General features: G+C 68.0%; 17 protein-coding genes and 1 pseudogene. 9 read left to right on the forward strand and 9 right to left on the reverse strand.

Translation table 11 applies throughout. The annotated features are described in order from the left end of the window. The first annotated feature begins 99 nt into the window (after positions 1-99). From ACWDR4_RS32665 to ACWDR4_RS32675, 3 genes are all read left to right on the forward strand, one after another. Entirely contained in the window at positions 100-528 is a 429-nt protein-coding gene (locus tag ACWDR4_RS32665) for an ATP-binding protein (RefSeq protein WP_450413726.1), read from the forward strand. Between the two features lie 68 nt (positions 529-596). After that, positions 597-998, forward strand: coding sequence for a hypothetical protein (locus ACWDR4_RS32670; protein ID WP_450413727.1), 402 nt, complete (start codon positions 597-599; stop codon positions 996-998). Continuing rightward, a complete protein-coding gene (locus tag ACWDR4_RS32675; RefSeq protein WP_450413728.1) occupies positions 998-1,183 on the forward strand; it encodes a type II toxin-antitoxin system VapB family antitoxin in 186 nt (61 codons plus the stop codon). Before ACWDR4_RS32670 ends, ACWDR4_RS32675 begins: the two co-directional genes overlap by 1 nt. Positions 1,184-1,261: 78 nt before the next feature. Here ACWDR4_RS32675 and ACWDR4_RS32680 read toward each other — a convergent pair whose 3' ends face one another. Further along, a complete protein-coding gene (locus ACWDR4_RS32680) occupies positions 1,262-2,077 on the reverse strand; it encodes a hypothetical protein (protein WP_450413729.1) in 816 nt (271 codons plus the stop codon). A gap of 212 nt (positions 2,078-2,289) precedes the next feature. Here ACWDR4_RS32680 and ACWDR4_RS32685 point away from each other — a divergent pair, with 212 nt between their 5' ends. After that, entirely contained in the window at positions 2,290-3,636 is a 1,347-nt protein-coding gene (locus tag ACWDR4_RS32685) for a DUF3500 domain-containing protein (protein ID WP_450413730.1), read from the forward strand. 103 nt (positions 3,637-3,739) lie between these two features. On the opposite strand, the gene ACWDR4_RS32690 is transcribed toward ACWDR4_RS32685, so the two are convergent. The 8 genes and pseudogenes from ACWDR4_RS32690 to ACWDR4_RS32725 form a co-directional block, all read right to left on the reverse strand. Further along, complete coding sequence (locus tag ACWDR4_RS32690; protein WP_450413731.1) at positions 3,740-5,332, reverse strand: pyridoxal phosphate-dependent aminotransferase; 1,593 nt, start codon at positions 5,330-5,332, stop codon at positions 3,740-3,742. A 170-nt stretch (positions 5,333-5,502) separates the two neighbouring features. After that, positions 5,503-6,564 (reverse strand): annotated as a pseudogene (locus ACWDR4_RS32695) (aldose epimerase family protein); the annotation flags it as partial. 95 nt (positions 6,565-6,659) lie between these two features. After that, positions 6,660-7,907, reverse strand: a complete 1,248-nt coding sequence (gene mmsB, locus ACWDR4_RS32700; protein ID WP_450413732.1) for a multiple monosaccharide ABC transporter permease — start codon at positions 7,905-7,907, stop codon at positions 6,660-6,662. Next, entirely contained in the window at positions 7,904-9,454 is a 1,551-nt protein-coding gene (gene mmsA / locus ACWDR4_RS32705; RefSeq protein WP_450413733.1) for a multiple monosaccharide ABC transporter ATP-binding protein, read from the reverse strand. The genes mmsB and mmsA overlap by 4 nt, the downstream gene beginning before the upstream one ends. A gap of 32 nt (positions 9,455-9,486) precedes the next feature. After that, entirely contained in the window at positions 9,487-10,599 is a 1,113-nt protein-coding gene (gene chvE / locus ACWDR4_RS32710) for a multiple monosaccharide ABC transporter substrate-binding protein (RefSeq protein WP_450413734.1), read from the reverse strand. Between the two features lie 165 nt (positions 10,600-10,764). Continuing rightward, positions 10,765-11,733 carry a hypothetical protein gene (locus tag ACWDR4_RS32715; RefSeq protein WP_450413735.1) on the reverse strand — a complete coding sequence of 323 codons (969 nt, stop codon included), beginning with the start codon at positions 11,731-11,733 and terminating at the stop codon, positions 10,765-10,767. A 130-nt stretch (positions 11,734-11,863) separates the two neighbouring features. Next, positions 11,864-12,868: a zinc-dependent alcohol dehydrogenase gene (locus tag ACWDR4_RS32720; RefSeq protein WP_450413736.1), complete on the reverse strand. Its 1,005-nt coding sequence runs from the start codon at positions 12,866-12,868 to the stop codon at positions 11,864-11,866. Then, the gene (locus ACWDR4_RS32725; RefSeq protein ID WP_450413737.1) at positions 12,865-14,022 is read right to left on the reverse strand and encodes a mandelate racemase/muconate lactonizing enzyme family protein; all 1,158 of its coding nucleotides are present in this window, start codon (positions 14,020-14,022) and stop codon (positions 12,865-12,867) included. The genes ACWDR4_RS32720 and ACWDR4_RS32725 overlap by 4 nt, the downstream gene beginning before the upstream one ends. Positions 14,023-14,530: 508 nt before the next feature. Here ACWDR4_RS32725 and ACWDR4_RS32730 point away from each other — a divergent pair. The 5 genes from ACWDR4_RS32730 (at position 14,531) to yjfF (ending at position 20,468) form a co-directional block, all read left to right on the forward strand. Beyond that, entirely contained in the window at positions 14,531-15,529 is a 999-nt protein-coding gene (locus tag ACWDR4_RS32730) for a LacI family DNA-binding transcriptional regulator (RefSeq protein WP_450413748.1), read from the forward strand. Between the two features lie 102 nt (positions 15,530-15,631). After that, positions 15,632-16,636 carry an ABC transporter substrate-binding protein gene (locus ACWDR4_RS32735; RefSeq protein ID WP_450413738.1) on the forward strand — a complete coding sequence of 335 codons (1,005 nt, stop codon included), beginning with the start codon at positions 15,632-15,634 and terminating at the stop codon, positions 16,634-16,636. Between the two features lie 132 nt (positions 16,637-16,768). After that, positions 16,769-18,307, forward strand: coding sequence for a sugar ABC transporter ATP-binding protein (locus ACWDR4_RS32740; protein WP_450413739.1), 1,539 nt, complete (start codon positions 16,769-16,771; stop codon positions 18,305-18,307). Beyond that, positions 18,304-19,434: an ABC transporter permease gene (locus tag ACWDR4_RS32745; RefSeq protein ID WP_450413740.1), complete on the forward strand. Its 1,131-nt coding sequence runs from the start codon at positions 18,304-18,306 to the stop codon at positions 19,432-19,434. Before ACWDR4_RS32740 ends, ACWDR4_RS32745 begins: the two co-directional genes overlap by 4 nt. Further along, positions 19,434-20,468, forward strand: a complete 1,035-nt coding sequence (gene yjfF / locus ACWDR4_RS32750) for a galactofuranose ABC transporter, permease protein YjfF (protein WP_450413741.1) — start codon at positions 19,434-19,436, stop codon at positions 20,466-20,468. Before ACWDR4_RS32745 ends, yjfF begins: the two co-directional genes overlap by 1 nt. Positions 20,469-20,520: the final 52 nt, after the last annotated feature.

Here is a 20,520-nt window from a genome sequence, read left to right on the forward strand (position 1 = left end):
CCGGCGTACACGGCTCCGACCTGGTGAAGTGCTGCTCCCGCCCGGCACATTGGGCTCATGAGCGCACCTTCAGCCCCTCAACACCCGGTTACCGTACGTATGTTCAAGCAGCGACTCAGTGCCACCCCGAGAGGCGCCCGCCTCGCCCGCCGCTTCGCCGTGGGCACGCTGAACACCTGGCACATCCCGTACGGCTCGGACGTCTCCGAGGCCGTCGGGCTGATCGTCGGGGAGCTGGCCGCGAACGCGGTGACCCACGGACGCGTCCCCGGGCGGGACTTCGAGCTGCGGCTCGCGCTCGTCACGGGCAGCGTGCGCGTCGAGGTCACCGACAGCCACAGCGGCGAGCGTCCGCCGGGACCGGAGAACGTACAGGCTCCGTCGCCGCTGGCGGAGTCGGGGCGAGGACTGCTCGTCGTCGACGCGGTGGCGGACCGGTGGGAGGTGCTGGACCGGGAGCCGCCGGGGAAGACGGTACGGGCCGAGGTGGACGTACCGGGGTGGCTGCCGTTGGTGCGACGGGCTTAGGGGCGGATCATCCTCGTCGGAGACTGGAGGATGATGATCCATGACTGACGACGGGGAGCTGGTGTGATGTGGGGACTCTGATCGACATTCTCTTGGGCAGGACTGTCGCGCGCCGAACGGTGGCGTTGATCCGCTCGACGACTCGCGAACGCGCCGCTCGACGCAGCGCCGAACTGGCCGAATCCGGCTCGACCAGGCTCCCGTGCAGGGTGTCCTGGAAGGCAGGCACCGGAAGAAAGACGTTCGTTTACGGCAAGATCGTGGTCGGCGTAGATGGGGAGTTGGCGTTCTCCCGACAGTGGAGGAACCCGGTGAAGCTGCCCCGGGACGAGTCGGTTCACCGCGAGGCGAGTTGGCGGCCGGGGCTGGTGAACCTGCGCTATACCGCTCCGGGTGAGGACGAAGTCCGCTTCCTGCTCAGCGAGCGGGACGCCGACACCCTTGAGGGGCTCCTGCGTGGCGGACGCTGATGACCAGAGTCGGTAAGGCGAAGGCCGTACGCCTGGCCATGGAGGACGCAGTCAAGCTCCACCTGCGCCAGGAGTTCTTCGACGCCATGGACTCCGGCGAACTCGACTTCAGCGAAATCATCGAGACCACCGGCCCGCGCGACGCCGACGGCTCCCTCAAGCGCACCGGCGGTCAGGCGACCTGACGCAGGACCGCTACCGCTGGACGCGCCGACGCCCAGGCTCAGGATCCGTCCGGCCTGGGAGTCGGCGCACAGGGCAGGTCAGGACTGGAGCGTGGGCAGGACCGCCTTGGCCGCCAACCAGCTCGTACCCGCCGCTGCCGTGGTCTTCAGGGCGTTGACGTCGATGGGCGGGCCGGCCGGGCCCGGGGAGACGATCCTGGCGTCCCAGCCGTAGTTGCCGTTGTACGCGGTGCAGGTGATCTGTTCCTCGACGATGGGACGGACCGGGCCCGGCTCCCTGACCGTCACGGTCACACACACCGGGTCCAGCTTGGCCACGATCGTGTTGTGGGTGTTGACCAGGGTGCCCTTCAGCCCGGCGGTGTCGAAGCCGGCGCGCGCCCGGGCGACCAGCGAGATCGGGCCCACCGCGTTGACGGCGAAGCCGAGTTGGTCCGCCGCCGCCTTGTCGGAGACGGCGCTGAGGAGACTCTCGATCCGGGTCACGCAGCCCGTGGTGTCGCGGGCGAACGCCTGAAGCGTGTCCGTCGTGAAGCGCGTGATGTCGGCGAAGTCGATGACGGCCTGCCGGGCACAGGCCCGTGCGTCCGCCGTGGCGACCTGGTCGATGTGCGAGAGGATCTCCGACTTCGCCGAGTCGATCGCGCTCAGGATCTGCTGTGTCGCCTCCTCCAACGTCAGAGCCTGGCTCGCGGCGTACGCCTGGTAGGCCGCGTACGCCGCCTTCACCACCGCGACGTAGTCGATGGCCAGTACGGATGGCTGCGCGTGTGCCGCGCCGGTCGCTGTGACCGGTGTTGCCGGCGCGGCCTGAACTGCCTGTGTGCCCAAGGGAATCATGGCCGTGGCGGCGAGTACCACGCCCGCCGCTCTGGTCGCCCATAACGCTCTCATCGTGCTCCCCTCATGAAAGATCGCGGATTCCGCCCGTCGCGAGGACGACTCTTCCAGCGACCGGGGAGGGGCGTCTTCGTGACATCGGGTGAAACGACCCACCGCCGACGCCGCGCTTTCACCCGATGCCACAAGGAGATGCCACGAGGAGAACAGGAGGCGGGGCGGGTCGCCTTCAGTTTTCCCTCAGCTTCGGACCCCACCGTGGCCCCATGTCAGCACACCGCCCCCGTACCCCCGAAACCGAGCGCAGCCGCCGCTGGTTCATGAACAAGGCGCTGCTCACCGGTGGGGTCGCCGCCCTGGCGACCATGACCGGCTGCTCCTCTGGATCCTCCGACTCGGCGAGTACGAGTGCCTCGGCCTCCTCCTCGTACGGCGGCCCCCCGAACGGCATGCCCTCCGGCGGGCCCGGTGGTGGAGGTGCCCCCGGTGGCGGAGGGATGGGACCCGGGGCCAGTGAGGTCAAGTACGCCGACTTCACCGGTGTCACGACCGACGGGAAGATCGTCGACGACCTCTACTCCATCCACGCCACCGACGTGTCGACCGACTCCGTCGTCAAGGCCGCGCAGGCCTTCCTCGACGGGCTCTCCAGCGCCCAGCGGAAGTCCTGCGTCTTCGACGTGGACGACGACGAGTGGCTGAAGTGGAGCAACGTCGACGGGTACGAACGGCAGGGCGTCCGGATGGGCGACATCACCGACAAGCAGCGCGACCTCGGATACGCGCTGCTCGGTACCGCGCTGTCCGCCGACGGGCTCACCCAGACCCGCAACATCATGAAGCTCAACGCGTTCCTCGGCGACTACAGCGGCGGTGGGAGAGACACTCTCACCGAAGGTGCCTACTTCTTCACCTTCATGGGGACCCCTTCCACCACCAAGCCCTGGGGGTTCCAGTACGAGGGTCATCACGTCGCCATCAACTACTTCGTCCTCGGTGACCAGGTCGTCATGACCCCGACCTTCATGGGCTCCGAACCGACCTCCGCCACCTACGACGGCGAGAAGATCACCCTCTTCAAGAAGGAGACCGCCGCCGGTCTTGCCGTGCTGCGCGCGCTGACCGACGCCCAGCGCAAGAAGGTGATCTCCTCGGAGACCAAGGCCGGCGACAACCTGAAGGCCGGCGCCGGGCAGGACAACCTCAAGCTGGCCTACCAGGGCCTGGCCGCCGCCCAGTTCAGCGACACCGCGCGCGACAAGCTGCTCGACCTGGTGCGGGTGTACGTCGGCAACATGGCCGACGCGCACGCGGAGGTACGGATGTCCGAGGTGGAGGACCATCTCGACGACACGTACTTCTACTGGATCGGCGAGACCAAGGATTCCTCCGCCTTCTACTACCGCGTGCACAGTCCCGTCGTACTCATCGAGTACGACGCCCAGTCGCCCCTCGCCTACGGCAACAAGTCCTCAACCGGAGGCACCGGCGGCGGCACGGGCGGGCCCGGCGGTACGCCCACCCAGCAGCACATCCACACCATCATCCGGACCCCGAACGGCGGCGACTACGGCGTCGATCTGCTCAAACTCCATCTGGAGAACGACCACTGACGCGTCGTCAGTACAGAAGCTTCAGTACAGAAACTGAAGGGCCGTCACCCGGGCATGGGTGACGGCCCTTCAGCGAATCCGTACGGACACCGACCGGGCCGGGTCAGCTCACCTGGCCCATGCCCGCCGCGTTCGGCCAGCTCTGGGCGGCGGGCCAGCCCGTCGCCGGGGCCGGGGCCAGGCCCGGGCCGGTGGTGCCGCGGACCTGGGCGGCGGTGAGGCCGTTGCGGGCCGGGACGCCGGACGGGGTGGGCTGCTGCTGGCCCATCGGCATCTGGGGCTGCTGCATCATCTGCGGCTGGGGGACCTGCTGCGGCTGCTGCATGGGCATCTGCATCTGCATGCCAGCGCCGCCGTAGCTCTGCGCACCGCCGTAGCTCTGCGCGGCCATCGCGGCCGGCATCTGCTGCATGGCGGCGGGCATTGGCATGGCCGGTGCGGGGGACGGCATGCCGGTACCGAGGGCCTGAGCGGCAAGGCCGGGCATACCGCCCCCGTTGGTGGCACCGACGAGTCGGTCCACCGCCGCCGTGCCCGAGCTGTAGTTGGTCCCTGTACCCAGCTCGGGCACGGCGGCTCCCCTCCGGCTCCCGTAGAGCACCTGTTCCAGGCCGGACACCAGGCGACGCACATCCACCTGGGGGCGCACCACGAGACGCACGAAGCGGCTGGAGGATCCGATCTTGTTGCCGCACTCGCGGATCAGGATGCGGTGCTCGGTGAGCATCCGGTCCCGGACCACGGTGCCCTCGGCGCCGACGGGAAGGCGCACGAAGAGGAAGTTGCCCTGCGACGGGTAGACCGTCAGGCCGGGCAGGGAGGAGAGCTGGCTCGCCATGTCGAGGCGGTCACGGCGGACCTGCTGGAGGCTCTGCATGTACTCCTGGCCGTGCTCCTTGAGCATGAACACCACGTACTCGGCGAAGGCGTTGAGGTTCCACTTCGGCAGCATCGAACGGACGCGGCCCGCGAGCGACGGGTTGGCGACCATGTAGCCGAAGCGGATGCCGTGCAGACCGAAGTTCTTGCCGAGGCTGCGCAGGACGATCACGTTGGGGCGGATCATCGCCTCCTGCACGACGCTCGGTTCGGCCTCCGCGTCGGCGAACTCCAGGAACGACTCGTCGATGATGATCAGGTCGAGGTCGGCCATCGCGTCCATGAACTGCACGAGCGCGTGCTTGTGCAGGAAGCCGCCGTCGGGGTTGTTCGGGTTGCAGATGACGGCGACCCGGGTGCCACGCGCCCGGATGAACTCGGCGTACTGGGCGAGGTCGAGGTTGAAGCCGCTGGACTCCTGGAGCGGGAACATGTCGACCCGCTTGCCGGTCTCCATGGGCTGGTCGGTCCAGCGGCCGAAGGTGGGGACGGGGACGGCGAGGGATTCGCGGACCAGCAAGTGGTCGATCCACGTGATCAGTTCGGTCGAGCCGTTGCCCATCGCCACTGCCTGCGGCGGCAGTTGGAGCAGATTGCACAGCTCGGCGGTGATCGTGTCGGCGCTGCTCGGGTAGAACGTGATGATGTCACGCAGCCGCGCCGACATGGTGTCCATCATGGCCGGGGTGGGGAAGTACGGGTTACAGGGAATGCAGAAGTCGACCGGACCGGTCCCGTCGCTCTCTCGCGCCAGCGCAGCCATGGACGGGCTGTGGGCCGCCGTGCTGCGAAAGAGCGAGGTGACGTTGTCGGCCATGGAACCTCCGTATGTGGCGAACCCGTTGGGGAGGACGGGCCCTCCGACTCTTGGGTGGCCCGCGCGGGGGAGCGCGGGCCGCCTCTAGATACGGATGCCTGTGGGGCGCTGTTCAACGGCTGTGGTTTCGATGGGAAATTGTGAAACTCCTGTGAAGCCGATCACCGCAGTCACGCGTCGAACGAGTGGATTGTCGTCGTCCGGTAGGTCTCGCCGGGGCGCAGCACCGTGGACGGGAAGTCCGGCCGGTTCGGCGAGTCCGGGTGGTGCTGGGTCTCCAGGCACAGGGCGTCGCCCTGCCGGTAGATGCTGCCGCCGGTGCCGACGAGGGTGCCGTCGAGGAAGTTCCCCGAGTAGAACTGGAGGCCCGGCTCGGTGGTCGCGATGCTCAGCGTGCGCCCGGACGCCGGGTCCTTGAGGGTGGCCACCTGCTGCGGCTCCGCCGTCACGCCCTTGTCGAGCACCCAGTTGTGGTCGAAGCCCTTGGCATACAGCAGCTGTTGGTGGGCGGCGCGCAGATCCGCGCCGACCGTCTTGGGCGCGCGGAAGTCGAAGGGGGTGCCCACGACCTCGGCCGGCTCACCGGCGGGGATCAGGCCGGCGTCGACGGGGGTGTAGCGGGCGGCGGCGATCTCCAGCTCGTGACCGAGGACCGAGCCGCCGCTCTCGCCGGCGAGGTTCCAGTAGACGTGGCTGGTGAGGTTGACGACGGTGGCCTTGTCGGTGGTCGCCTCGTAGTCGATCCGCCAGTCGCCGTCCTCGGTGAGGGTGTAGGTGACCTTCGTCGAGAGGGCGCCGGGGAAGCCCATCTCGCCGTCGGCACTGGTGAGTCGGAGACGCAGGCCGACGTCCGTGCCCTGCTCGAAGGGCTCGATGTCCCACACCCGCTTGTCGAAGCCCTCGGCCCCGCCGTGCAGGCTGTTCTCGCCGTCGTTGACGGACAGTTGGTACGAGGTGCCGTCCAGCGTGAACCGGCCCGCGCCGATCCGGTTGCCGTACCGGCCGATCAGCGCGCCGAAGTACGGGCTGGAGGCGACGTACTCCTCGATGCTGTCGAAGCCCAGGGAGACATTGGCGTACCGGCCCTCGCGGTCCGGGATCTCCAGGGACTGCACGATCCCGCCGTACGACAGGACCTTCAGCCGGGTGCCGCCGTTCTCCAGCGACCAGCGGTGGATCTCCGTCCCGTCGGCGAGCTTGCCGAAGAGTTCCTTCACGGGGTTCTGCCTCCCATAACGACGTACAAATAACGATGTACAAAAGCCGAAGGGTCCCGCGGACAGCCGCCCACGGGACCCACGACACGACCTGCCGGCGAACTACCTGCCTACGAACCGACCTTGCGCTTGTTCCAGACGTCGAAGCCGACCGCCGCCAGCAGGGCCAGGCCCTTGATGACCTGCTGCCAGTCGGAGCCGACACTCAGGAGGTTCATGCCGTTGTTCAGCACGCCGAGGACGAGACCGCCGATGATCGCGCCGAGGATGGTGCCGACCCCGCCGCTCATGGACGCGCCACCGATGAACGCCGAGGCGATCGCCTCGAGTTCGTAGTTGAGGCCCGCCTTCGGCGAAGCCGCGTTGAGGCGGGCGGCGATGGCCATACCCGCCAGGGCCGCGAGCGCGCCCATGTTCAGGAAGACCAGGAAGGTGACCTTCTTGTCCCTGACGCCGGACAGCTTCGCCGCCGGAAGGTTGCCGCCGATCGCGTAGATGTGGCGGCCGAAGACGGCGTTGCGCATGACGTAGCCGTAGCCGACCACCAGGACACCGAGGATCAGGAGGATGATCGGCGCGCCCTTGTAGCTGGCGAGCAGCATCGTGACGACGAGGATCGCCGCGCTGATGGCGACGAGCTTGAGCAGGAAGATGTTCCTGGGCAGCACCTCCAGCGCGAACTCCTGCTGGCGCTTGCGGTCGCGGACCTCCTGCAGAACCGCGAAGACGATCAGGGCGAGGCCCAGCAGCAGCGTGAGGTTGTGGTAGTTGGTGTCCGGACCGGCCGCCGGCAGGAAGCCGTTGCCCATCTTCTGCAGCCCGTCCGGGAACGGGCCGAGGGTCTGCCCCTCCAGCAGGATCTCCGTCAGACCGCGGAAGATCAGCATGCCGGCGAGGGTGACGATGAACGACGGTATGCCGCCGTACGCGATGAAGAATCCCTGCACCGCGCCCGCCAGCGCGCCCATCAGCAGGCACAGCACTATGGCGACCGGCCACGGCACATCGTGCCGCACCGTCAGCACGGCCGCGAACGCGCCCACGAACGCCGTCAACGAGCCGACCGAGAGGTCGATGTGGCCCGCGATGATCACCAGCATCATGCCGATCGCGAGGATCAGGATGTAGCTGTTCTGCAGGACCAGGTTGGAGACGTTGCGCGGCAGCAGCAGGTCGCCGTCGGTCCAGACCGCGAAGAGGGCGACGATCAGGCCGAGGGCTATCAGCATGCCGTACTGGCGCATGTTGCGGCGCAGGCCGTCCAGCACCAGCTGGAGCAGGCCGCCGCCGGTGGCCGAGCCGCCGGACTTCCCGGGCGGCGCGGGGGCCGGGGTCTTGGCGGTCACATCCGTGCTCATCGGGATACCTCTTTGTCCTTCGTCATCTGGCGCATCAGCACTTCCTGCGTGGCCTCGGCCCGCGGGAACTCGCCCGTGAGCCGCCCGGCGGCCATGGTGTAGATGCGGTCGCACATACCGAGCAGTTCGGGCAGCTCGGAGGAGATGAAGACGACCGCCTTGCCCTCGGCGGCCAGCTTGTCGATCACCGTGTAGATCTCGAACTTGGCGCCCACGTCGATCCCGCGGGTCGGCTCGTCCAGGATCAGGACCTCCGGGCCCGCGAAGATCCACTTGCTGAGGACGACCTTCTGCTGGTTGCCGCCCGACAGCTTGCCCACCGGCTCGAAGACGGTCGGCGCCTTGATGTTCATGGACTTGCGGAAGCCCTCGGAGACCTGCCGCTCCGCGTGCTCGTCGACGACACCGCGCTTGGAGACCTTGCCCAGGGCACTGAGCGAGATGTTGCGGTTGATGGTGTCGATGAGGTTGAGGCCGTAGTGCTTGCGGTCCTCGGTGACGTACGCGATCCCGTGCCCGACCGCCTCGGGCACGCTCTTCGTACGGATCTCCTTGCCGTCCCTCAGGACCGTGCCGCTCGTGTACCGGCCGTAGGTGCGCCCGAAGACACTCATCGCGAGTTCGGTGCGGCCGGCGCCCATCAGGCCCGCGATCCCGACGATCTCGCCGCGCTTGACGTTGATCGACACATCGTCGACCACCTTGCGCTGCTGGTCGATCGGGTGGTGCACGGTCCAGTTGCGGACCTCCAGGGCCGGGGCCGCGCCCACCTCTCCCTCGTACGGGGTGCGCTCGGGGAACCGGTGGTCGAGATCGCGGCCGACCATTCCGCTGATGATCCGGTCCTCGGTGGTCTCCGCCGCCTTCACGTCGAGGGTCTCGATGGACCGCCCGTCGCGCAGGATCGTCACCGAGTCGGCGACCTTGCGGATCTCGTTGAGCTTGTGGGAGATGATGATCGAGGTGATGCCCTGGTTCTTCAACTCCAGGATGAGATCGAGGAGTTTACCGCTGTCCTCGTCGTTCAGCGCCGCGGTCGGCTCGTCGAGGATGAGCAGCTTCACCTTCTTCGACAGCGCCTTCGCGATCTCCACGAGCTGCTGCTTGCCCACGCCGATGTCGGTGACGCGGGTCTCCGGGTGGTCGTCGAGGCCGACCCGGCGCAGCAGCTGGGACGCGTGCCGCAGGGTCTCGTTCCAGTTGATGAAACCGCGCGTGGCGTGCTCGTTGCCCAGGAAGATGTTCTCCGCGATGGAGAGATACGGCACCAGGGCCAGTTCCTGGTGGATGATCACGATGCCGTGCTGCTCGCTGGCCCTGATGTCCTTGAAGGTGGAGATCTCTCCCTCGAAGAGGATGTCCCCCTCGTAACTCCCGTGCGGGTGGACGCCGGAGAGGACCTTCATCAAGGTCGACTTGCCGGCGCCGTTCTCCCCGCAGATGGCATGGACCTCGCCCTGACGGACGGTCAGCGTGACGTCCGACAGCGCCTTGACGCCAGGAAAGGTCTTGATGATCGAGCGCATTTCCAGGACGGGTCCCGCCATGGTCGTGCCTTCCAATCCCTAGGATGCGGCGGTTACTTGAGGTCGCTCGCCTTGATGTAGCCCGAGTCGACGACGACCTTCTGGTAGTTGGCCTTGTCGACGCTCACCGGCACCAGCAGGTACGCGGGCACGACCTTCGAGCCGTTGTCGTACGTCTTGGTGTCGTTGGTCTCCGGCGTCTTGCCGTTGAGCGCCGCGTCGACCATGTTCGCGGCCACCTTGGCGAGTTCACGGGTGTCCTTGTAGACGGTCATCGACTGTTCGTCCGCGATGATCGACTTCACCGAGGCGACCTCGGCGTCCTGGCCGGTGACGACCGGCAGCGGCTTGCTCGCGCTGCCGTAGCCGTCCGACTTCAGCGCCGAGATGATGCCGATGGAGATACCGTCGTACGGCGAGAGCACCGCGTCGACCTTGCCGCTCTTGTACGAGGCGGTGAGGATGTCGTCCATGCGCCGCTGCGCGGTGGCACCGTCCCAGCGCAGGGTGGTGACCTGGGTCAGCTCGGTCTGGCCGGACTTGACGACGAGCTGCTTCTTGTCGATGTACGGCTGGAGGACCTTCATCGCGCCGCCGAAGAAGTACCGCGTGTTGTTGTCGTCGTTGGAGCCCGCGAACAGCTCGATGTTGAACGGGCCCTTCTTGGAGCCGTCCGCCAGACCGAGCTTCTCCAGGATGTAGTTGCCCTGGAGCTCGCCGACCTTCTCGTTGTCGAAGGACGCGTAGTAGTCGACGTTCTTCGTGCCGAGGATCAGGCGGTCGTAGGAGATCACCGGGATCTTGGCGTCCGCGGCCTGCTGCAGCACGTTGTTCAGCGACTTGTTGTCGATCGCGGCGACGATCAGCGCGTCCACGCCCTGCGTGATCATGTTCTCGATCTGCGAGACCTGCTGGTCCGGCTCGTCCTCGCCGAAGACCAGCTTGGTCTTGAAGCCCTTGGACTCCAGGTTCTTGACCACGTTGGCGCCGTCGGCGATCCAGCGCTCGGAGGACTTGGTCGGCATGGAGATGCCGATGGTGGCGTCCTTGGCGTCGTCCGAGCCCGCCTCGCTGCCACCCTCACTGCTCTGACCGCAGGCGGTGAGGGAGAGGGCGAGAGCGGCGGAGGAGGCTATGGCGGAGAGAGCGGCTCTGCGAGTACGCATGATCATCATCCTTGATGTCGTGAGGCCTGGAGCTGGAGCTGGGGCTGAACCGGAGCGGTCTGGCGGTACGGGCGCCCTGTGGGCTGAGCGAGGAGAGACCGAGAGCAGTCGTGTCGGAGTCTGTTCGACTGCGTCGTGTTTTGTGAAGGGGCGTTGTCCGTAACGTTATGCAGGCGTTTCGAACCGCTTCAGAGGGCCCGGCAGACGCGAGCCGAGCGGCGCCATGTCGCCGTCCGCCCCGTGCCGTGCGAGCAGGTCCAGGGCGAGCCGGCCGCGCCGCACCCGCTCCTTGGCCGTGGACAGCGTCAGGTCGCGCATGTGGTTCCCGTAGGGGTAGATCCCCGGCGCCTTCGACAGCCCGAACTTGAGGTAGAGCGGTGCGCCGCGCCGGATCAGCTCGGCGACCTCGTACATCCGCACATAGCCGCCGAGATCGTCCGGCGCCTCGATGTACATGTCCATCGGAGCGGCCGACACCCGCCGGATCTCGGTGAGATGATCGAGCGTCAGATCGCTCGGTACGTTGATCGAGTCGCCGCCGAGGTTCTCGTACACGGCGTACGCGCTCGGGTTCACGGGACCGATCAGCGCCGACACCTTGAGCGTCGTGTCGGCCGGGATGATGCCGGCAACTCGCGCCCGGTGCAGGGTCCACAGCACGCCCTCGTCGGCGACGAGCAGGCACTGGACGCCCAACTCCGTTGCCCGGACGGCGTCTTCGACGCACCCGGCGACCGCGTCATGGCCCCGGGCGCGCAGTCCGCCGCCCTTGGAGTCGGTGCGCGTGGAGCCGCCGATGTCCCAGGTGCCGCGCGGACCGGTGAACAGGCACAGCTCGATGTCGCGCTCGGCCGTCGCCTCCACCATCTCGGTGATCTCGGCGTCGGTGAGCATCCAGACACCGCTGCCCTGGCTGACCCGGTGGATCGGCACATCGAGCCGCGAGGCCTCCTTGAGGACGACGCCGAGCGCCTCGGGCCCCTCCACGGAGGGCACCTCGGTACGCCAGCGACCGCCGCCGCCGAAGGTGTGCGGGGAGGCGTCGGAGGGGTCGAGTGCGGGCACGTCCAGGCCGAGCGCGGCGAGCGCCTGCTCTCCGGGGCGTCGGGCTGCGGAGGCGGTGGTGTCGGTCACTATCTGTCCTTCAGGTTCGGCAGGTTCGGTATTTCGGACGAGGTTCGCGGCTCTGGGTGCACAAGGCTTTGGATGTACGCCGGTACGGGGTCGTCAGGTACCCCGTACCGGCGTACGGCTCAGGGGTGTGTCATGGCCGCAGCAGGACCTTTCCGACCTTCGGGTCGCCGGACCCCACCAACTCGATGGCCTGCGGAAACTCCTCCAACGGCAGCTCGTGCGTGACCAGCGGCAGCGGATCGAGGAGCCCGGCCCCGAAGACCCGCACCGTGTGCGCCCACGCGTCCGGCGCGGCACCGAACACGGTGTGCACCTCCAGCTGCCGTACGACGAGATCCGTCGGGTCGAGCCCGTCCGCGCCCGGCGCCGGAATGCCCGTGAGCACCAGCCGGCCACCGCGCCGCAGCAGGGCGGCGGCGGTACGCGCCGCGTCGGCGGACCCGGCGGTCTCGATGACGACGTCGAAGTCGTCGGGGAGTTCCTGGTCCTTCGTACGGAACTCCGTGGCACCGAACTTCTTCGACAGCTCGGCCCGGTCCGGACGCGTCCCCACGACCAGCAGCTCGGACGGCGAACCCGCCTTCAGGAACTGGACGGCGAACATCCCGAGCGTCCCGGTGCCCACCACGGCGACCCGCTCACCCGGCACGGCCTTCGCCTTGAGCGCGGCGGCGGCGATGCACGCGGCCGGCTCAAGGAGCGCAGCCGCCGTCAGATCCGCGTCCTCCGGCAGCACGTGCAGCAGCCGCGCGGGCAGCGTCAGCGTGGTCGCCATCGCACCGGGCTCGGTGAACCCGGTCTCCTCGTACCCGGCCGTGCACAACGTTGTCTCGCCCGCGTGACAGCGGTCGCACACCTGGCAGTTGCGGAAGCCCTCCCCAACCACCTTGCGCCCTACGAGGGTTGCCGGCACCCCGGCCCCGACCGCCGCCACCGTCCCGGACCACTCGTGGCCCGGCGTGAGCGGGTAACGGACGTACCCCTCGGGCCTGTTGCCCTGGTAGACCTCGCGGTCGCTGCCGCAGATCCCGGCCGCGTGCACCCGTACGAGGGCCTCGCCGGCCTCCGGCTGCCGAGGCTCGTGCGGCACCAGCCGGTGCTCGCCCGGAGCCTCGATCACCACCGCGCTGCTCACTCGGTCCCCTTGGGCTTGCGCTGCTCCCAGCCCTCGGCCCACAGGTCGAAGCGGGCCTGCTGCTGCGGGAACTCCGCCGCCGCGTCCACGTCCAGCTCGACACCGAGGCCGGGCTTGTCGGAGAGGTGGAAGTAGCCGTCCACGACCTCCGGGGCACCCGAGACGACCTTCTTGATCTCCGCGTCCGCGAAGTCGTTGAAGTGTTCGAGGATCTTGAAGTTGGGGGAGGTGAACCCGACCTGGAGCGAGGCGGCCGTCAGGACCGGCCCACCCACGTTGTGCGGCGCGACCAGCACGTAGTGCGCCTCGGCGGTCGCGGCCAGCTTGCGGGTCTCCCAGATGCCGCCGATGTGACCGACGTCCGGCTGGATGATGTCCACGGCCTGGCTCTCGAACAGTTCCCGGAACTCGATCCGGTCGTGGATCCGCTCACCCGTGGCCACCGGGATGTCGACCTTCGCGGCGACCTTCTCCAGCGCCTTCAGGTTCTCCGGCGGGCACGGCTCCTCCAGCCACGCGGGCTTGAAGGGCGCCAGCTCCTTGGCGAGCCGGATGGCGGTGGCGGGGGAGAAGCGGCCGTGCATCTCCAGCATCAGCTCGGAGTCCGGCCCGATCGCGTCGCGCACGGCCTCGATCAGGGAGACCGCGTACAGGCTCTGCTCGTGGTCCAGCTCGAAGTGGCCGGTCCCGAAGGGGTCGATCTTGAGCGCCTTGTAACCGCGCTCCATGACCTGCTGGGCCGCCTTGTGGTACGCCTCCGGGGTGCGCTCGGTGGTGTACCAGCCGTTGGCGTACGCCTTGACCTTGTCGGTGACCTTGCCGCCGAGGAGCTGCCACACCGGTATGCCCAGGGCCTTGCCCTTGATGTCCCAGCAGGCCATCTCGATCACGGCGATGCCGGACATCACGATCTCGCCGGCCCGCCCGTAGTCGCCGTACTTCATCCGGCGGACCAGGTCCTCGACAGCGAACGGGTCGGAGCCGAGAATGTGGTTGGCCTCGGCCTCGCGCAGATAGCCGAGCAGCGCGTCGGTGTGGCCCAGCATGCGGGTCTCGCCGACGCCGGTGAGTCCCTCGTCGGTGTGCACCTGGACGTAGGTCAGGTTCCGCCACGGCGTCCCGACCACGTGCGTGCTGATTCCCGTGATGCGCACGGTACTCCCTAAGTCCTGTGGCCTGTTCGAGATATCGTCACTTGTTCGAAATGCTGTCGCGACAGTAAGGATGCTTCGGCCGGGGTGTCAATGGGTCGAACGCACATCGCTTTGCCGTGTCGTGGACGGCCGTCATCCGCGCCCACATCGCCGCGCCGCAGCCCTCCCGCCCGCTGCTTGCCGCGTTATGCAACCGTGACGCCTTCCTGATGCAGCCCTCTTGACCGCCATGAATTGTTAGCGCTCACAATGACCTCCGCGTTCACCAGTTGTGACCCAACGCAATCCAAGGAGGTACCGGCGTCATGTCGGCAGTGCCCCAACTGGCCTTTCCGCCCGGTGCCTTGGGGCAGTCCCGAGCCCCGGCGTGAAGCCGGCGGCACGGAAACGACCGCCCGCACCACGGGACTTACCCGCACAGGACTTACCGGACTTGTCCGCAGACGACCGCCAGGGAGGTGCCGCCGTGAGCAACCCGCAGAGCAACTCGCAGCTCCGGCCGCCCACCATGGCCGACGTGGCACGCCAGGCCGGCGTGTCCCACCAGACCGTGTCCCGCGTCCTGGGGGACCACCCCAACGTACGGATCGAGACCCGGGCCAGGGTGCTGCACGCCATCGAGGAGATGGGCTACCGCCGCAACTCCTCCGCCCGGGCCCTGGCGACCCGGCGCACCCTGACCCTGGGTGTCGTCGCCTCCAACACCACGCTCTACGGACCGGCCAGCACGCTGTTCGCGCTGGAGGACGCGGCGCGTGCCGAGGGGTATCTCGTCTCGACGGTCAGTCTGCGCGAACTGACGGTGGAGACGCTGTCCGAGGCCCTGGACCGCCTCAGTGAGGGCGGGGTGGAAGGGGTGATCGCCCTCGCCCCGCAGCGCTCGGCGGTCGAGGCCCTCACCGAACTCCGCCACCCCTTCCCGGTGGTGGCCGTCGGAACCGGGTCCGGCGTGGAGATCCCCAGCGTCAACGTCGACCAGCGACTGGGCGCGCGGCTCGCCACCGGCCATCTGCTCGCCATGGGCCACCGCACGGTCTGGCATCTCGCCGGGCCCGAGGACTGGCAGGAGGCGGCGGACCGGGCCGACGGCTGGCGGGCGACCCTCGAAGCGGCGGGGGTGGAACCGCCGTCGCCGCTGCGCGGGGACTGGAGCCCGCTGTCGGGTTACCGGGCCGGCCAGGAACTGGCGGGCTGGGTGGGCCGTGGCCTGACCGCCGTGTTCGTGGCCAACGACCAGATGGCACTGGGGGTGCTGCGGGCCCTGCGGGAGGCGGGCGTGCGCACTCCCCAGGACGTCGCGGTGGTCGGCTTCGACGACATCCCGGAGTCGGAGTTCTTCGCCCCGCCGCTCACCACCGTCCGGCAGGACTTCTCGGCGGTGGGTACGAGGTCCATCGCCCTGCTGCTGGACCTCATCGAGGGCCGGACGCCCTCCGGGACCTCCTCCCGGGTCGCCATCGAACCCCAACTCCTCGTCCGCGCAAGCACGTTCCCGTACCAACCGTAGTCACGAACCCGGCCGCCCCTGCTCTCGCTATGCGGTCGAAATCTCGAACAGTGATCGGCAGGCTGGACGCACTGCGATCCGGTTTCTTCAAAGGAGAAGAACATGCTCAACAGACGGAACTTCCTCACTGCGGCGGTCGGCGTGGCGGCGGCGACGGGCCTGGCGGCCTGCGCCAAGGAGGACGACAGCTCCACCGGCTCCACCTCCGGTGGCAGCAAGGCGCTCGTCCTCGGTTTCTCCCAGGTCGGCTCGGAGAGCGGCTGGCGCAGCGCCAACACCGACTCGGTGAAGGACGCGGCCAAGACGGCGGGCTACACCCTCAAGTTCTCCGACGCGCAGCAGAAGCAGGAGAACCAGATCTCCGCGATCCGCAGCTACATCACCCAGGGCGTCGACGTCATCGCCTTCTCCCCGGTGGTCGTCACCGGCTGGGACGCGGTGCTGAAGGAGGCCAAGGCCAAGAAGATCCCGGTGGTCCTCACCGACCGCTCCGTCGAGACCTCCGACGAGTCCCTGTACGTCACCCTGGTCGGCTCCGACTTCACGGACGAGGGCCGCCGCGCCGCCAAGATCCTGGAGAAGGTCCTGGAGAAGGCCGGCAAGAAGGGTGCCGTGAAGATCGCCCAGCTGGAGGGCACCACCGGTGCCGCCCCCGCGATCGAGCGCGCCAAGGGCTTCAAGGAGGTCATGGACGCCGACCACGCCGACGACTGGAAGATCGTCGTCAGCCAGACCGGCGACTTCACCCGGGCCGGCGGCAAGCAGGTCATGGCCGCCTTCCTCCAGTCCAACCCGGACATCGACGTGCTGTTCGCGCACAACGACGACATGGGCATCGGCGCCATCCAGGCCATCGAGGCGGCCGGCAAGAAGCCCGGCAAGGACATCCTGATCGTCACGGTCGACGGCGTGAAGGACGGCTTCATCGCGATGTCCGAGGGCAAGATCAACGCCATCGTCGAGTGCAACCCGCTGCTCGGCCCCCAGCTGATGGAGGTCGTCCAGAAGGTCAAGGACGGCGAGACGGTCGAGCGCTGGATCAAGACCAAGGAGGGCGACTTCATGCAGGACCAGGCGGCAGCCGCGCTCCCCACCCGCAAGTACTGACCGACCGCACCCATCGGCAGGGAGCCTCCGCCCGACCGGACGGTCGAGGGGGCTCCCTGCGGGCCTGAACGCGATTCACGACTCAACGCGATTCACGATGTACGCGATTCAAGATTCAAGAGGAGCGCTGCCATGGCAGAGCCGCGGCCCGTCCTGGAGATGACGGGCATAGTCAAGGAGTTTCCGGGGGTACGCGCTCTGTCGGGTGTCGACTTCCGGCTCTTCCCCGGCGAGATCCACGCCCTGATGGGCGAGAACGGAGCCGGCAAGTCCACCCTCATCAAGGTGCTGACCGGCGTCTACCCGCTGGACGACGGCAGGATCACCCTCGACGGGCAGACCGTCCGCATCGACAGCCCGGGGCAGGCCCAGCAGGCCGGCATCAGCACCGTCTACCAGGAGGTGAACCTCTGCCCCAACCTCTCGGTGGCGGAGAACATCTTCATCGGACGTGAACCCACGCGCTACGGCCGCATCCAGTGGAGCCGTATGCGCAAGGAGGCCGCGGAGCTGGTCGACCGGCTCGGCCTCGACATCGACGTCACCGCGCCCCTGTCCGCGTACCCCCTGGCCGTGCAGCAACTGGTCGCGATCGTACGGTCGGTGGGCACCGGAGACAGCGACGGCGCCGGAGCCGGCACCAAGGTCCTGGTCCTCGACGAGCCGACGTCCAGCCTCGACCGCGACGAGGTCCTCGAACTGTTCCGCCTGATGCGGCAGTTGAGGGACGAGGGCGTGGCGATCCTGTTCGTCTCGCACTTCCTCGACCAGATCTACGAGATCTGCGACCGCATGACCGTCCTGCGCAACGGCACCCTCGTCGGCGAGCACATGGTCAGCGAGCTGGACCAGGTCGGACTGATCCAGCTCATGATCGGCAAGGCCATGGACCAACTGGAGGAGCTGCACGAGCACCAACTGCACGCCGACGTAGGCGAGTTGCTGCTCGCAGCGGACGGCCTCGGCCGGACGGGCGGCATCGCCCCCTTCGACCTGGAGATCAAGAAGGGCGAAGTCCTGGGCCTGGCAGGCCTGCTCGGCTCCGGCCGCACCGAACTCGCCCGGCTGCTCTTCGGCGCCGACCAGCCCGACAGCGGCAAGGTCAGCATCGACGGCAAGCAGGTCTCGATGAGCGCCCCGAACGACGCGATCGGCGCGGGCGTCGCGTTCTGCTCGGAGAACCGCAAGACAGAGGGACTGGTCCCCGACCTGACGGTCCGGGAGAACATCATCCTCGCCCTCCAGGCCGCGCGCGGCTGGACCCGGCCCATCCCGGTCGCCCAGCGCGACGAACTGGTCGCCAAGTACATCAAGGCGTTGGACATCCGCCCCGCCAACCCCGAGGCCCGGGTAGGCCAGTTGAGCGGCGGCAACCAGCAAAAGGTGCTCCTGGCACGCTGGTTGATCACTCAGCCCAAGCTGCTGATCCTGGACGAACCGACGCGAGGCATCGACGTCGGCGCGAAGGCGGAGATCCAGAAGCTCGTGGTCTCGCTCTCCGAGGAAGGCATGTCCGTGCTGTACATCGCGGCCGAACTGGAGGAAGTGCTCCGGCTCAGCCACACCATCGGCGTGCTGCGCGACCGCAAGCTGGTGGCGCGGATCGCCAACGGGCCCGAGATCACCCCCTCCCGGATCCTGGAGACCATCGCGAGCGGAGAGCACCAGTGACCACCACTCCTCCTACGCCCGCTCCCCGATGGCGGGCGCTGACACAGCATCACCTGTTCTGGCCGGTGGCCGTACTGGTCGTCCTGCTGCTGATCAACGTTCCCTTCACCCCCGACTTCTTCTCGGTCAAGATGACGGACGGCCACCTCTACGGCAGCCTCGTCTCGATCGTGCTGTTCGGCTCGCCGCTCATCCTGGTGGCCGTCGGCATGACCCTGGTCATCGCGACCGGCGGCATCGACCTCTCCGTCGGCGCGGTCGTCGCCATCACCGGCGCCCTGACCTGCTCGTACATCAGCGACCAGTCCGACCAGGGCGCTCTCGCCGGAGTCTTCCTGGCGATGGGCACAGGCCTGGTGGCGGCGGTGGTCTGCGGCCTCTGGAACGGCTTCCTGGTGGCCAGGATGGGCATCCAGCCGATCATCGCGACCCTCATCATCATGGTCGCGGGCCGAGGCGTGGCCCAGCTGATCACCGACGGCCAGATCATCACGATCAACAGCGAGCCGTACAAGCTGATCGGCGGCGGCTACTGGCTGACCCTGCCCTTCTCCATCTTCGTGGTGGCGGCGGTGGTGGCGGTGACGGTGGCCCTGACCCGCAAGACCGCCCTCGGCCTCCTCGTCGAGTCGGTCGGCGGAAACGCCGAGGCCAGCCGCCTGGTCGGCATCAGGTCCCGCCGCATCAAGATCATGTGCTACGTGTTCTGCGCGCTGTGCGCCGGCATCGCGGGCCTGATGATCAGCTCCAACACCTCGGCGGCGGACGGCAACAACGCCGGACTGTGGATCGAGCTGGACGCGATCCTGGCGGTCGTCATCGGCGGGACGTCACTCCTGGGCGGCCGGTTCTCGATCGGCGGCACGGTGGTGGGCGCCCTCGTCATCCAGACCCTGACCACCACGATCTACACCATCGGCGTACCGACCCAGACCAACCTGGTCTTCAAGGCCGCCGTCGTCATCGTCGTCTGCCTGCTGCAGTCCCCGAAGTTCCGCGCGAAGGTCTTCGGCAACAGGTTCGGCCCGGGGAAGGGCGCGAAGGGCGGCAGCGGCACCTCGACAGCCGCCCCGGCGGACGCGGCCCCGACGACGACCACGGCAGCCCCCAAGATGGAGGTGTCGTGATGAGCACGACCACCCAGACCCCCAAGACGACGAACGGTCGCCCGGGAACGTCCACGACGTCCAGGGCGGCGCGCCTGCTCGGCGACCGTCGCCTGCCCGTCGTCGTGACCGCGACGCTCTTCCTGGTCATGTACATCGTGGGCCTGAGCCGCTACCAGAACTACGGCTTCGGCGAGCCGCAGGTATTCCTCAACCTGTTCATCGACAACGGTTACTTGCTGGTGGCCGCGGTAGGCGCGACCTTCGTGATCCTCTCCGGCGGCATCGACCTCTCGGTCGGCTCGGTGATCGGCTTCACGACCATGCTGACGGCGTGGCTGGTGGAGAAGCAGGGCCTGCCGATCCTCGTCGTCATCCCCATCGCACTGGGCGTAGGAGCCTTCGGCGGCTTCCTGATGGGCTATGTGATCCACAACTTCGAGATCCAGCCCTTCATCGTGACCCTCGCCGGACTCTTCCTCTTCCGGGGCCTCTGCCTGGTCATCAGCAAGGAGTCGATCGCCATCGACGACTCCGCGGTGAGCAGCATGGCGCAGGCGCAGGCCCAACTGGGCGTGGGATTCCTGTCGATAGGCGCGATAGTCGCCCTCGTCGTCCTGGCGGCAGCCTTCTACATCCTCCACTACACCCGCTTCGGCCGACGCGTGTACGCCATCGGCGGCAACGAGCAGTCGGCGATGCTGATGGGCCTCCCGCAGGGCGGCACGAAGATCGCGGTCTACACGGTGAGCGGCTTCTGCTCGGCGCTGGCGGGCCTCCTCTTCACCCTCTACATCCAGTCCGGCGACCCGCTGCACGCGACGGGCATGGAGCTGGACGCCATCGCCGCGGTCGTCATCGGCGGCACACTGCTGACGGGCGGCTCGGGCTATGTCCTGGGCACCCTCTTCGGCGTCCTGGTCCTGGGCCTGATCAAGAGCATCATCCAGTTCGAGGGGACGCTCAGCTCCTGGTGGACGAAGATCGCGACGGGCGTACTGCTCTGCGCGTTCATCCTGATCCAGCGGGCCATGACAGCGCGTGGGAAAACCTGAGCCGGGGAAAGGCCGCTTGTGCGGGGGCTGGGGGCTCAGGGCCGGACCGACC

The sequence above is a fragment of the Streptomyces sp. NPDC000878 genome (assembly GCF_053599695.1).